Raw genomic sequence first — 12,496 nt, 5'->3', positions numbered from 1 at the left:
CCAATCAAACTCGGAAATAGCTGGTTCTCCGCGAAATCTATTTAGGTAGAGCGTCGAGCGAATACCCCCGGGGGTAGAGCACTGGATGGGCTATGGGGACTCACCGTCTTACTGATCCTAACCAAACTCCGAATACCGGGGAGTACTACTCGGCAGACACACGGCGGGTGCTAACGTCCGTCGTGAAAAGGGCAACAACCCTAACCTCCAGCTAAGGTCCCCAAGTCATGGCTAAGTGGGAAAGGATGTGAGGATCCCAAAACAACCAGGATGTTGGCTTAGAAGCAGCCATCATTTAAAGAAAGCGTAACAGCTCACTGGTCTAAATAAGGGTCTTTGCGCCGAAAATGTAACGGGGCTGAAGCCATGCACCGAAGCTGAGGATTTGCAGTAATGCAAGTGGTAGCGGAGCGTTCCGTAAGCTGATGAAGGGAGACCCGTGAGGGCTCCTGGAGGTATCGGAAGTGCGAATGTTGACATGAGTAACGATAAAGAGGGTGAGAGACCCTCTCGCCGAAAGACCAAGGGTTCCTGCTTAAAGTTAATCTGAGCAGGGTTAGCCGGCCCCTAAGGCGAGGCAGAAATGCGTAGTCGATGGGAACCACGTTAATATTCGTGGGCCTGGTGGTAGTGACGGATTGCACAAGTTGTTCATTCTAATTGGATTGGATGGGCAGCGGAGCGGTTCCAGGAAATAGCTCCACCGTATAGACCGTACCCGAAACCGACACAGGTGGTCAGGTAGAGTATACCAAGGCGCTTGAGAGAACTATGTTGAAGGAACTCGGCAAATTGCACGCGTAACTTCGGAAGAAGCGTGACCCCATGCTAGGCAACTATTATGGGGTGGCACAGACCAGGGGGTAGCGACTGTTTATCAAAAACACAGGGCTCTGCGAAGTCGCAAGACGACGTATAGGGTCTGACGCCTGCCCGGTGCTGGAAGGTTAAGAGGAGAGGTGCAAGCTTTGAATCGAAGCCCCAGTAAACGGCGGCCGTAACTATAACGGTCCTAAGGTAGCGAAATTCCTTGTCGGGTAAGTTCCGACCTGCACGAATGGCGTAACGACTTCCCCGCTGTCTCCAACATAGACTCAGTGAAATTGAATTCCCCGTGAAGATGCGGGGTTCCTGCGGTCAGACGGAAAGACCCCGTGCACCTTTACTATAGCTTTACACTGGCATTCGTGTCGGCATGTGTAGGATAGGTGGTAGGCTTTGAAGCGGGGACGCCAGTTTCCGTGGAGCCATCCTTGAAATACCACCCTTATCGTCATGGATGTCTAACCGCGGCCCGTCATCCGGGTCCGGGACAGTGTATGGTGGGTAGTTTGACTGGGGCGGTCGCCTCCGAAAGAGTAACGGAGGCGCGCGATGGTGGGCTCAGACCGGTCGGAAATCGGTCGTCGAGTGCAATGGCATAAGCCCGCCTGACTGCGAGACTGACAAGTCGAGCAGAGACGAAAGTCGGTCATAGTGATCCGGTGGTCCCGCGTGGAAGGGCCATCGCTCAACGGATAAAAGGTACGCCGGGGATAACAGGCTGATGACCCCCAAGAGTCCATATCGACGGGGTTGTTTGGCACCTCGATGTCGGCTCATCGCATCCTGGGGCTGGAGCAGGTCCCAAGGGTTTGGCTGTTCGCCAATTAAAGCGGTACGTGAGCTGGGTTCAGAACGTCGTGAGACAGTTCGGTCCCTATCTGCCGTGGGTGTAGGAATATTGACAGGATCTGTCCCTAGTACGAGAGGACCGGGATGGACATATCTCTGGTGGACCTGTTGTCCTGCCAAGGGCATAGCAGGGTAGCTACATATGGACGGGATAACCGCTGAAGGCATCTAAGCGGGAAACCCACCTGAAAACGAGTATTCCCTATCAGAGCCGTGGAAGACGACCACGTTGATAGGCCGGGTGTGGAAGTGCGGCAACGCATGAAGCTTACCGGTACTAATAGCTCGATCGGCTTGATCGTTCTCATTGACTATGCTCATCTCAAGGCGACCGCAAAGCGGTCGTCCTGACAAGGCGAAGGCGCCAGCCTTTGCCCGGTCCCGGCGAACACGAAGTGTTCGTCCGGTTGGAGCTCTAAAACGTGTTCAAAAACGAAGTCATAGGACTTCACCAGCTTCTCAAAACAACAAAGTTGCGCTTTGCCGACCTGGTGGTTATGGCGGGGTGGCTGCACCCGTTCCCTTTCCGAACACGGCCGTGAAACGCCCCTGCGCCCATGGTACTTCGTCTTAAGACGCGGGAGAGTAGGTCGCTGCCAGGTCTGCAAAACGCAACTATGTAAAACAATCTTCTCATTCACAGCCAACGGCCCAAAGCCGAAACAAAGGGCCGCTCACAAAGCGGCCTTTCGTGTTATAATACCGAAGCAAATCTCAAAGATTTGCACATGGCGCGGGGTGGAGCAGCCCGGTAGCTCGTCAGGCTCATAACCTGAAGGCCGCAGGTTCAAATCCTGCCCCCGCAACCAGATACACAAAAGCCCGCCTCGTGCGGGCTTTGTCGTATCTCGTAACGGGTCGAGGATTTAACGCCTCTTCAGGGCCTGCAAGAAGGCGAAGCCGACGCAGCGGGACAGAAAACAACAAATCCTGCCCCCGCAACCCAATAGATACTCCCAAGCCCCTGTCATGCAGGGGCTTTTTGCGTTCCAGAAAACAGCAATATCGCTGGCGCGAAGACTTCATCTTCGCTGGCGATGGTAGCTCCTCGTCCTGCGGACCATAACCTGAAGGGTGAGCGGTCGATCGCGCCTGCCAGATAAAACAGTCCAGTGGACTGGTTTAAGACCCGAACGGGGCAAAGCCTGCCCGGCCCCCGCAACCAACGATACCTGCAAATTTGCCCATGCAAGTCGCTTGACAGAAAGCTCCTCGACATAACCCTTGATAAGCTTTTTACGTTTCTGCTGGGTGTCCAGCTCCCCGGACGCCAACTGGCCCGCCACGGACTTTCATCCGGCAGCGATGAGAGCCTCGGCGGTTTTTTACGCAAGATGGCGCGGTGCAACCGGCGGAAACGCGAGGCTTTCATCTTGCACAGCGAAACCACTCGTCTCAAAACGTCCTGAGCCCGGACACATCATAGCCAGCGATGACATAACTGCGACGGCATTGTATGAGGTGCGTCGCCGTTGTACCATGTAGTCTGACAAGTGCGCGCAGTGCTCATTGTATAGCCGGAGCCAAAGTCCGGTCGTGCGCTTCAACCCGATGAATAAGTAGCCGGGATCATGGAACTTATCGTCGCCCTTGGCCTGATCGTCTTGAAGGTCGCGTTGCTGATTGCGATCCTGCTGTTGCTACCCTTGCCGCTAACCTGGCTGGAACGCAAGATCGCCGGGCACATGCAGCAGCGGATGGGGCCGATGCGCGTGGGATGGCACGGGCTGTTGCAGCCGGTGGCGGACGGAATCAAGCTCCTGACCAAAGAGGATCACATCCCGGCCGAGGCCGACCGGTTCCTGTTCAAACTGGCGCCAATCCTGGCGCTCGCCCCGCCCTTTGTGGTGTTCGTCGCGATCCCCTTCGGCGAAACTGTCTCGGTCCTCGGCCACGAGATCACGCTCTACGTCTCCAACATGAATGTGGCGCTCCTTTTTGTTTTCTCGGTGATCGGGATCGAGGTTTATGGCGTCATCTTCGGCGGCTGGGCCTCCAACAGCAAATACGCTGTCCTAGGCAGCCTCAGGACCTGCGCGCAGATGATCAGCTACGAAATCCCGATGGGGTTCGCGGTCATCGGCGTGGTCATGCTGGCGCAATCCATGAGCCTTCTCGAGATCGTGCGGGCGCAGGCCGATGTCTGGAACATCGTCTACCAACCGGTCGGATTCTTCGTGTTCTTCGTCGCCGGATTGGCCGAAGCGCAGCGCATTCCCTTCGACCTGGCGGAAGCGGAAGGCGATCTAGGGGCCGGGTTCCACACCGAATACAGCGGTATCCGCTTTGCCTTCTTCATGGTCAGCGAATATGCCATCGTATTGCTTGTGTCGGTCCTGGTGGTGATACTGTTCTTCGGCGGTTGGAACGGAGTTCTGATTCCCTTGCCACCGCTCCTGTGGTTTGTGCTCAAGGTCGCGTTCTTCGTCTATGTGTTTATCTGGTTCCGCTTCACTTTCCCGCGCTACCGCTACGACCAATTGATGGCGATCGGATGGAAAGTCTTGCTTCCTCTTTCAATGGCGAACATAATTATAACCGGTGTAGTTTTAGGGGTCGTAGCGGCTCCGTAGCGAGGCGGCGATGTCGCGCGCGCAGGACAGAGTTGGAACATGGATTGGTTGGGCGTTCTTTGCCGATCTGGCGAGCGCCTTGGCTCTGACCTTCGGCTACATGTTCTCCAGATCCGTGACCATGCAGTATCCGGACAAGGAAAAGTGGCTGCCCTACTCCCGCTATCGCGGGCATCACTTCCTGACGCGTGATGAAGAGGGCGAGATCAAGTGCGTGGCCTGCGAACTCTGCGCGCGGATCTGTCCCTGCGACTGTATCGAAGTCGTCCCCTACGAGGACGAGAAGGGCAAGCGGCACCCGGCCAAATTCGAGATCGACACGGCCCGCTGCCTGTTCTGCGGGCTGTGCGAGGACGCCTGCCCGGCGGACGCGATCGCGCTTGGCCAACAATACGAATTCTCGAGTTTTTCCTCAGCTGACCTGGTGATCGGGCGCGATGATCTGCTCGCCAAGCCGGGTAAGGCGGCAACCGGCGGCGGCGTTGTTGCCGCGCGCCTGAATACGAAGAAGGACGTACTTGTCGAGACGAAAGAGACGCAGGGCTATAACTGGTGGCGGAATATCCGGCGAACATGAACGCGCGCCAGCTGTCAAACCGAAGCGCTCGGAAGGAGGCTCAGATGTTTGTCGGTGAAATCATGAAAAATAAGGGTGTCGGTGTCATCGCAGTTGCTCCCGATCAGACGATGGTGGAGGTACTGCGGCTGTTTCGAGACAACAATATCGGCTTCGTCGTCGTCAGGCGATCGAACGGCAAATACCTCGGTACGCTGTCGGAGCGGGACTGCTGCAAAGCGGTGGCGGAATACGGGGCCGAGGCGGCGGCAAAGCGGGTCGCGGACATCATGAACCGCAATGTGGCGACCTGTTCGACACAGGATTTGCTGCCCGTCGCGATGGGGATCATGACCCAGCGGCGTACGCGCCATGTGCTGGTCACGGATGGAGGCGACGTTGTCGGGGTGGTCAGCATCGGCGACGTGGTTAAACACAGGCTCGACGAAGCGCAGCGTACAGAGCAGGATCTGCAGGATTACATATGCGGGACCAGGTATCACTGACGTCGCCAACTCGATGTGAAGACGCCGGGGCGGGCAGCTTGCCGCGGAGCCTTGCGGTGCCCCGACCCCAAATCTTCAGACCCCACGCCAGATCCGGCCTGGGCGGTCGATCTCAAGAGTGGCATGCGCCTTCTGGACTTCCACCGCGCATGGATATTCGCCTCGCCGCAGCAGGCTGTTGAGACGCAAGGCTCTATAGTTTTCCGGAACGAAGACGAGGCCCTTGGGAAACCGCCTGTCGACCTTGAGCTGCGCCGTCAATTCGCCCTGGCCGGAACGCACGATTACCTGATCGCCATCCGAAAGGCCAAGCTCCGCGGTATCCTGCGCGCTCATCGCGACATAGGGATCGTTAGCGACCGTGTTCAGGATGTCCGACCGTTCGGAAAGATATCCGTTGTGGAACAGGCAGTCGCCGGTGATCAGCATGAGCCGGTCGGCTGCTGTTGGAACGGGCGGCGGCGCAAGGAACACGCCAGCTGGTAATGTTGGCACCGCCTTGGTGAATGCGCCGTCGGCGCCAAGCCCGTCCTGCGTCAACCCCTGATAGGCCGGAACCAGCCGGGCAATCTCGTCGAAAATTTCGGCTTGCGTCGATGGCCGCAGCGCCTGGTTGCGTAGCGCCGCGACGAAGTCGACAATCGCCAGATTGCCTCGCGCCTCGAAAACGGGCTCACGGAATTTGCGAACATTCTGGATCCGGCCCTCGTTGTTGGTGAACGTTCCGGATTCCTCGCCGTAGCCCGCCGCGGGCAAGACGACCTCGGCCATGCCCGCCGTATCCGTGAGGAACGCGTCCTGCACGATCAGGAGATCAGCGGCGCCAAGCGCCCGCGTCACAAAGTCCCGGTCGGGATAGGCAACCAGGGGGTCGGTTCCGACGATGTAGAGAGCGCCCATCCGCCCACCGACGCAGAGCTCCAGCATGGCGTCGAGATCCGCGCCGGGTTCAGACGGGATTTCGGCGCCCCAGTTTCGTGCAAGAGTTGCGCGCGCCGCGTCATCAGCGACCGCCCGCAGCCCCGGCAGAGCCGCCGGCAGGACCCCCATGTCCCAGGCGCCCATCTGGTTGGCACGGTCGAAGAGAAACTGCATCGCCGGGCCCTTGCCTAGCAGGCGGAGAACGTGCAGCAGGTTGTTGAGCTGCTGCAGCGTCGCACGCGCTTCGGGTGATCTCAGGAGGTCGACGCTGACAAGCACGGTGACGCTGCGGCCTTCCTTGAGCGCGGCGGCCAGGCGATCCGGCCCGTCACTGTCGGCGCCCGTCGCCGGCCTGCCGATTGCCGCGTCGATGTCCGCAAAAGCGCCGCCCGGCAAGGCCTGACCAGCTGCCGCTACGAGACCGGCGACCACCGCCGCAAGGCTCGCCGCTTCTCCGCCCGGAGGCACACGGACCACCACCCTGGCATCGGCGTCCAGACGCGATGGCCGCGCCGATAGCATGAGCAATCCGGTCTGCCGCCGCCGCGCGCCGTCCCGCAGCAGGTATTCGGTGACCGGGTTCTCCTCGGTTATATTGCCTCCGAGGACAAGCACGCAGTCGTTGCCGATTACGTCGTCCAGCGGCGTGCGGCTGTAGAAAGTTCCCAATAGCGGGCCGAGAGTATCGAAGGGCGCGGCCCAGCGTGACGAACAATCAATGTTGTTGGTCCGGAATCCTGTTCGCATCAGCTTCTGGAACTGATAAAGCACCTCGTTGGGCAGGCGAGGCGAGGCCAGCCCGCCGGCATCCTTGCTCTCGACGGCCAACAGTCGCCGGCGCAGATAGTCCCCCGCTTCGTCCCAGGAAACCGGAACCAGGGCGCCATCGTGACGGATCATTGGCTGCTTGATCCGGTCCCGGCTTGCAACGAAATCGAGGCCGAAGCGTCCTCGCACGCAGAGCGTTTCGTGGTTGACACCTTCGTCCCACTTCGAGCGCACCCGCATGAACTCGCCCTTGCGCGTGCCCACCGTCAGCTGGCAACCGGTGCCACAATGCGGGCAGACCGTGTCGGTCTCTACGAGATCCCAGGGGCGCGCCTTGTAGCGATAGGGGAAGCTCATCAGCGCGCCGACCGGGCAGACCTCGACGCAATTGCCGCACTGGTCGCAACTTGCCAGACTGCCCTCGAAGCCGGTGACGGCGGTATCCATGCCTTTTTCGACGGTGCCCAGCGCCACCGCGCCGACGACCTCCTCACACATCCGGACGCAGCGCTGGCACTGGATGCAGCGGTTGACGTTCATGATGATGACCGGGCTCAGACGAATGTCCTCGGAGTGGAACACACGTTTGTCATCGCGGAATTGGCTTTCGCGGGGCCCGTAGGCCATTACCATGTCCTGAAGCTCGCATTCGCCGCCCTTGTCGCAGATCGGGCAGTCGAGGGGGTGGTTGGCGAGCAGCATGTCGAGCATGGAAGAGCGCGTTTCCTCGATCTGAGGCGTGTTCGTCCGCACCACCATGCCGTCGGTGACCGTGGTGGCGCAGGACGGCTGCAACCGCCGCAGCCCCTCGATCTCGACCAGACACATGCGGCAGGAGGCCAGCGCCGGCAGGCGCTTCATATAGCAGAAGGTCGGGATATCGATACTCAAATGCTGGGCAGCCTGCAGCACCGTCGAACCGGGCTCGACTTCCAGTATTTGCCCATCGATCGTAACGCTAACCATACTTCCTCGCATCTGTGCCACGCAATCCTTCAGTGAAACGGGCACCTTCGTTCCTCAACATGGGCGACGAACTCTTCGCGGAAATGCTTAAGGGCTGCCCGCAATCCCATCGCGGCGCCATCACCCAAAGCACAAAACGTATTGCCGAAAATGCCTTTGCAGAGCATGTCCAACTGCTCCAGATCGCCGGGTGCGCCATCCCCGCTTTCAACCCGGCGCAGGACCTTCACGACCCAGTTCAATCCTTCCCGGCAGGGCGTGCACTTGCCGCAGGACTCATGGTGGAAGAACTCGATGATCCTGGTGGCGACCTTGACCATGCAGGTGCTATCGTCGATCACGATAACGCCAGCCGAACCGAGCATCGAGCCGGCGGCAGCCAGCGAGTCGAAATCCATACCCACGTCCAGCCCATGCTCCGGGATGACCGGTGCCGATACACCGCCGGGGATCACCGCTTTGATCTTGCGCCCCGGTGGAGGGCCGCCGGCGTGATCGACCAGTTCGCGCAGCGGTATGCCCATCGGCAACTCGTAGAGGCCGGGTTTGCGGACCTGCCCGCTGACGCAGTAGAGCTTCGGGCCGGGGCTCTTATCCGGGCCGATGTCCCGAAACCAGTCCGGCCCCCGCACAACGATATGCGGCACGCAGGCGAGCGTCTCGACATTGTTGATGACTGTGGGGCTGGCGTAGAGCCCGGCCACGGCCGGAAAGGGCGGCTTCAATCGCGGCTGCGCCCGCTTGCCCTCGAGGGACTCGAGCATCGCGGTCTCCTCGCCACAGATATAGGCGCCGGCGCCGCAGTGGATGTGGACGGTGAAATTGAAATCCGAGCCTAGAATGCGCGATCCCAGATAACCCTTCGCGTGAGCCTCGGCGATCGCCTCCTCAAGGTGACGGATCGCCGTCACATATTCTCCGCGGATGTAAACATAGGCGATTTCGGCCCCGATCGCGTAAGCGCTTACCGCCAGTCCCTCGATGAGCTGGTGCGGATCGCGCTCCATGAGGATCCGGTCCTTGAAGGTGCCTGGCTCGCCCTCATCGGCGTTGCAGCAGAGATATTTCGGCTTGCCCGACTGCTTCGGCACGAAACTCCATTTCATGCCCGTCGGGAATCCGGCACCGCCGCGACCGCGCAGGTTGGACTGTTTGACGAGGTTAACGACCTCGTCAGGCGTGTATTCGCGCAGCGCCTTCGCCAGTGCCTGGTAGCCGCCGCCAGCCTCGTAGGTCGACAGCAGGTGACTGTCCGGCACGGCGACATTCTTGAGGAGAACCGGCTCGAACATGGCGCTACTCTCCGGGCGGTGTGGCGGCGAGATCGACACCTGTCGCTTGCCCCGCCTCAGTCCGCAACCTGTCAAGAAGCGCGTCGATACTCGCGACATCAAGGGCGCCGTGGTAATCGTCGCCGACCTGCATCACCGGAGCCATCTCGCAGGCACCGAGGCACTCGACGGAGGAAAGCGTGAACAGCCCGTCCGGCGTGGTGTCGCCCTTGCTGATCGCCAGCGCCGTTTCCAGATGCTTCAGCAGGTCCTCGGCTCCGCACAGCATGCAGGAAACATTGTCGCAGAGTTGCAGGTGGAACATGCCCACCGGCTCGGTATGGAAGAGCGTATAAAAGGTCGCCAGCTCGTAGACCCAGATCCGTTCGACTCCGAGAGTGTCGGCGACTTCTTCCAGCACCTGACCAGGCAGATGGCCATGCTCCCTCTGCGCGATCAGAAGCGCGGGCATGATCGCAGAGCGCTGGTTGGGATACCGCGCCGCTGCCTCTTTTATCTTTTCGCGCATGGTCATTGCATTCAAATCCCTGCTACTTGTCCACCTCCGCCATCACCGGGTCGAGACTGCCGAGCACGGCGATCATGTCGGCCAGATAACGGGCGTTGGTCACCCCGAACAGTCCCTGAAGGTTGACGAACGAGGGTGCCCGCACCTTCATGCGGAATGGTTTTGGCGACCCGTCGCTGATGATGTAGAAGCCGAGCTCGCCCTTTGGCGCCTCGATCGCCGAATAGACCTCGCCCTTCTGCACCTTGAAGCCATAGGCCGACAGGTCGAAATGCTGGATCAGTGCTTCCATCGAGCAATGCACCTTGTCCTTGTCCACCGGAAAGGCGATTGTCGGCATGTCGATCTGGAACGGCCCTTCGGGCATCTGGTCGAGGCATTGCTCGATGATCCGGATGCTCTCGCGCATCTCCTCGACGCGGCATTGCCAGCGTGCATAGCAGTCGCCCTCGTCGCGGGTGATGACATTGAAGTCGAGCCGGTCGTAAATCTCATAGGGCTCGTCGCGGCGGATGTCCCAGTCGACGCCCGAGGCGCGCAGGTTCGGGCCGCTCAGTCCGAGATCGATGGCGTCCTCGGCGGAGATCACGCCGATCCCCTGCGTGCGCTTCAGGAATACCCGGTTGTTTTCGAGCAACCGCTCATAGTCGCGGATCCGGTTCGGGAAGATGTCGCAGAACTCCCTGATCTTGGGAAGGAAACCGTCAGGCAGGTCCTCGCGCACTCCGCCGACCCTGCAGAAGGACGTGTGCATGCGCGCACCGCTGATCATTTCCAGGAGATCCATGATCATTTCACGCTCCCGCATGGCGTAAAGCAAGGCGGTCATGGCGCCGAGGTCCATCGGCAGCGCGCCGGTGATCAAGACATGGCCGGAGATCCGCGCCAGCTCGGCCATCATCACGCGGATATATTGTGCGCGAATCGGTGCTTCTATGCCGAGGAGTTTCTCCACCGCCAGCGCGAAGGCGAGGTTGTTCGACGGTGGACAGAGGTAGTCGAGCCGGTCGGTGAGCGGAAAAATCTGGGTGTAGGTGAAGCTCTCCGCCAGTTTTTCGGTGCCGCGATGGAGGTAGCCGATGTGTGGATCCACGCGCTTGACGTACTCGCCGTCCAATTCCAGGACGAGCCGAAGAACCCCATGCGTGCTGGGGTGCTGGGGGCCGAGATTGAGAAGCACCTCCTTGGTGTCGAACGCTTCGCCTTGCGGGCTGATCAGTTCGGTGACTTCGGTCATTTTAAGTTCCCGGCGTGGAGCGGCCTCCCTTATGGAATGTTCTTGGTGGCGAGGTCGGGCTGCGTCGGCGGCGTGCCTTCGGCGCCAAACGGGTTCAGCTTGTCCTTGTAGCCACGGAGCGGAAAATCCTTGCGCTGCGGGAAGCCCTCGAACCCTTCCCACATGTAGATCCGGCGCAAATCGGGGTGGCCCTCGAACCTGATCCCGTACATGTCCCAGGCTTCGCGCTCATGCCAATTGGCGGTTCGCCAGACCCCCGTCACCGACGGGACCCGCGGCGGATCGGCGAGGCGGCATTTGATGCGAACGCGCCATTTGTTCGGTAGCGAATAGAGGTGGTACACCGTCTCGTAGCGTGGCATCTCAGGATAATGATCGACCCCGCAGATGTCCGACAGGAAGTTGAACCGCAACGCCGGGTGTTCCTTCAGAAACCGGCAAAGCTCGACGATCATGTCAGGCGGAGCGGCGAAGGCATGTACACCATGCGCGAAGCCAAGATCGTCGATTGCCTCGCCGAAACGCTCCGTGATCGTAGTGCGGATGAGGGGCGTCTCCACACTCATGACGCTGCAACCCGATCCAGAGGAGTCCCGGCCAGTGCTCGGGATTTTTTGATCTTCTCCTGAAGTAGCAGGAATCCATGCATCAGCGCCTCGGGCCGCGGCGGGCAGCCGGGCACATGCACGTCCACCGGCACGAAGGTCTCCGCTCCCTGCACCACCGCGTAGGTGTTGTAGACCCCGCCCGAGATAGCGCAGGTGCCCATGGCGATGACCCAGCGGGGCTCCGGCATCTGGTCATAGAGGCGGCGCACCACGGGCGCGAACTTCCGCGTTACTGTGCCGGCGATGATCATCACATCGGACTGGCGGGGCGATGGCCGGAACACCACGCCGAACCGGTCGAGATCATAGCGGGCGCACCCCGCCGAGATCATCTCGATGGCGCAGCAGGCAATTCCGAAAGTTTCGGGCCACAGCGCCGAGCTTCGGCTCCAGTTGATAACGCTCTCGGCCGTGGTGAACAGCACGCTGTCGCGGATCGCGTTGTTTACGCCTCCCATTCGAGTGCTCCCTTCAGCCAGGCGTAGGCGAAGCCCACAAGAAGCAGCAATATGAAGACGAACATCTCGACAAAGCCGACCAGCCCGATGTCTTTCAGGACGACGGCCCAGGGAAAGAGGAACATCGTCTCGACATCGAAGACGACCAGCAGGATCGCAAGGATAAAAAACGGCACTCTGAAGCGCCCCGCGGCGGCCTCACCCGCGGCGTCCATGCCGCACTCATAGGGCATGTTCTTTTCGGGATAGGGATTGGACGGACGCAGCAGCGAGGAGACAAAAAGCGTCGCCCCCGTCACCAGAACGACTCCGACGATCATAAAAAGAACCGGCAAGAATTCCATCGCAGCCATATCGCACTGCACCGGTTGCCCACTGAGAGCTTTCCTCAGGCCGCGACCGTCCTGTTCAGGACCGTAATGCGGTCGC

10 protein-coding genes, 1 tRNA gene and 2 rRNA genes (1 of these 13 cut by a window edge) are annotated in these 12,496 nt (G+C 60.1%); 6 read left to right on the top strand and 7 right to left on the bottom strand.

Annotated elements, in window-relative coordinates; translation table 11 throughout:
* From RlegSU303_RS18610 to RlegSU303_RS18585, 6 genes are all read left to right on the top strand, one after another.
* Nucleotides 1-1,976: ribosomal RNA gene (locus tag RlegSU303_RS18610) — 23S ribosomal RNA — on the top strand (it extends 966 nt beyond the left edge of the window).
* A gap of 185 nt (nt 1,977-2,161) precedes the next feature.
* Nucleotides 2,162-2,276 (top strand): 5S ribosomal RNA (rrf, locus tag RlegSU303_RS18605).
* A 130-nt stretch (nt 2,277-2,406) separates the two neighbouring features.
* Nucleotides 2,407-2,483, top strand: a tRNA-Met gene (locus RlegSU303_RS18600).
* 762 nt (nt 2,484-3,245) lie between these two features.
* On the top strand, nt 3,246-4,247 hold the full coding sequence (gene nuoH / locus RlegSU303_RS18595) for an NADH-quinone oxidoreductase subunit NuoH (protein ID WP_017961925.1): 1,002 nt from the start codon (nt 3,246-3,248) through the stop codon (nt 4,245-4,247).
* 10 nt (nt 4,248-4,257) lie between these two features.
* Nucleotides 4,258-4,824, top strand: a complete 567-nt coding sequence (locus RlegSU303_RS18590; protein ID WP_017961924.1) for an NADH-quinone oxidoreductase subunit I — start codon at nt 4,258-4,260, stop codon at nt 4,822-4,824.
* Nucleotides 4,825-4,868: 44 nt separating this feature from the next.
* Complete coding sequence (locus RlegSU303_RS18585; RefSeq protein ID WP_026158852.1) at nt 4,869-5,309, top strand: CBS domain-containing protein; 441 nt, start codon at nt 4,869-4,871, stop codon at nt 5,307-5,309.
* A gap of 75 nt (nt 5,310-5,384) precedes the next feature.
* On the opposite strand, the gene nuoG is transcribed toward RlegSU303_RS18585, so the two are convergent.
* Genes nuoG through RlegSU303_RS18550 form a run of 7 tightly spaced genes read right to left on the bottom strand, consistent with a single transcriptional unit; the run spans nt 5,385 to nt 12,420 of the window.
* Nucleotides 5,385-7,964 (bottom strand): NADH-quinone oxidoreductase subunit NuoG, encoded by a 2,580-nt coding sequence (gene nuoG, locus RlegSU303_RS18580; RefSeq protein WP_168279733.1) that lies wholly within the window; start codon nt 7,962-7,964, stop codon nt 5,385-5,387.
* Nucleotides 7,965-7,993: 29 nt separating this feature from the next.
* Complete coding sequence (nuoF, locus tag RlegSU303_RS18575) at nt 7,994-9,256, bottom strand: NADH-quinone oxidoreductase subunit NuoF (RefSeq protein WP_131630011.1); 1,263 nt, start codon at nt 9,254-9,256, stop codon at nt 7,994-7,996.
* Nucleotides 9,257-9,260: 4 nt separating this feature from the next.
* Entirely contained in the window at nt 9,261-9,770 is a 510-nt protein-coding gene (gene nuoE, locus RlegSU303_RS18570) for an NADH-quinone oxidoreductase subunit NuoE (RefSeq protein ID WP_168279732.1), read from the bottom strand.
* Nucleotides 9,771-9,786: 16 nt separating this feature from the next.
* Nucleotides 9,787-11,001, bottom strand: a complete 1,215-nt coding sequence (nuoD, locus tag RlegSU303_RS18565; protein WP_072637296.1) for an NADH dehydrogenase (quinone) subunit D — start codon at nt 10,999-11,001, stop codon at nt 9,787-9,789.
* A 29-nt stretch (nt 11,002-11,030) separates the two neighbouring features.
* The gene (locus RlegSU303_RS18560) at nt 11,031-11,567 is read right to left on the bottom strand and encodes an NADH-quinone oxidoreductase subunit C (RefSeq protein ID WP_017961918.1); all 537 of its coding nucleotides are present in this window, start codon (nt 11,565-11,567) and stop codon (nt 11,031-11,033) included.
* On the bottom strand, nt 11,564-12,067 hold the full coding sequence (locus RlegSU303_RS18555; protein ID WP_017961917.1) for a NuoB/complex I 20 kDa subunit family protein: 504 nt from the start codon (nt 12,065-12,067) through the stop codon (nt 11,564-11,566). The genes RlegSU303_RS18560 and RlegSU303_RS18555 overlap by 4 nt, the downstream gene beginning before the upstream one ends.
* A complete protein-coding gene (locus tag RlegSU303_RS18550) occupies nt 12,055-12,420 on the bottom strand; it encodes an NADH-quinone oxidoreductase subunit A (RefSeq protein WP_017961916.1) in 366 nt (121 codons plus the stop codon). The genes RlegSU303_RS18555 and RlegSU303_RS18550 overlap by 13 nt, the downstream gene beginning before the upstream one ends.
* Nucleotides 12,421-12,496: the final 76 nt, after the last annotated feature.

The organism is Rhizobium sp. SU303, assembly GCF_021052345.1.
Lineage (GTDB): Bacteria > Pseudomonadota > Alphaproteobacteria > Rhizobiales > Rhizobiaceae > Rhizobium > Rhizobium laguerreae.
The sequence above is the reverse complement of the archived record's forward strand: the minus strand, read 5'-3'. Positions and strand labels throughout refer to the sequence as shown.

Excerpts from the sequence above, each read along its gene's own strand:
- nuoH (WP_017961925.1), top strand. The coding sequence starts at position 3,246 with ATGGAACTTATCGTCGCCCTTGGCCTGATCGTCTTGAAGGTCGCGTTG.
- RlegSU303_RS18590 (WP_017961924.1), top strand. The coding sequence starts at position 4,258 with ATGTCGCGCGCGCAGGACAGAGTTGGAACATGGATTGGTTGGGCGTTC.
- RlegSU303_RS18585 (WP_026158852.1), top strand. The coding sequence starts at position 4,869 with ATGTTTGTCGGTGAAATCATGAAAAATAAGGGTGTCGGTGTCATCGCA.
- nuoG (WP_168279733.1), bottom strand. The coding sequence starts at position 7,964 with ATGGTTAGCGTTACGATCGATGGGCAAATACTGGAAGTCGAGCCCGGT.
- nuoF (WP_131630011.1), bottom strand. The coding sequence starts at position 9,256 with ATGTTCGAGCCGGTTCTCCTCAAGAATGTCGCCGTGCCGGACAGTCAC.
- nuoE (WP_168279732.1), bottom strand. The coding sequence starts at position 9,770 with ATGACCATGCGCGAAAAGATAAAAGAGGCAGCGGCGCGGTATCCCAAC.
- nuoD (WP_072637296.1), bottom strand. The coding sequence starts at position 11,001 with ATGACCGAAGTCACCGAACTGATCAGCCCGCAAGGCGAAGCGTTCGAC.
- RlegSU303_RS18560 (WP_017961918.1), bottom strand. The coding sequence starts at position 11,567 with ATGAGTGTGGAGACGCCCCTCATCCGCACTACGATCACGGAGCGTTTC.
- RlegSU303_RS18555 (WP_017961917.1), bottom strand. The coding sequence starts at position 12,067 with ATGGGAGGCGTAAACAACGCGATCCGCGACAGCGTGCTGTTCACCACG.
- RlegSU303_RS18550 (WP_017961916.1), bottom strand. The coding sequence starts at position 12,420 with ATGGCTGCGATGGAATTCTTGCCGGTTCTTTTTATGATCGTCGGAGTC.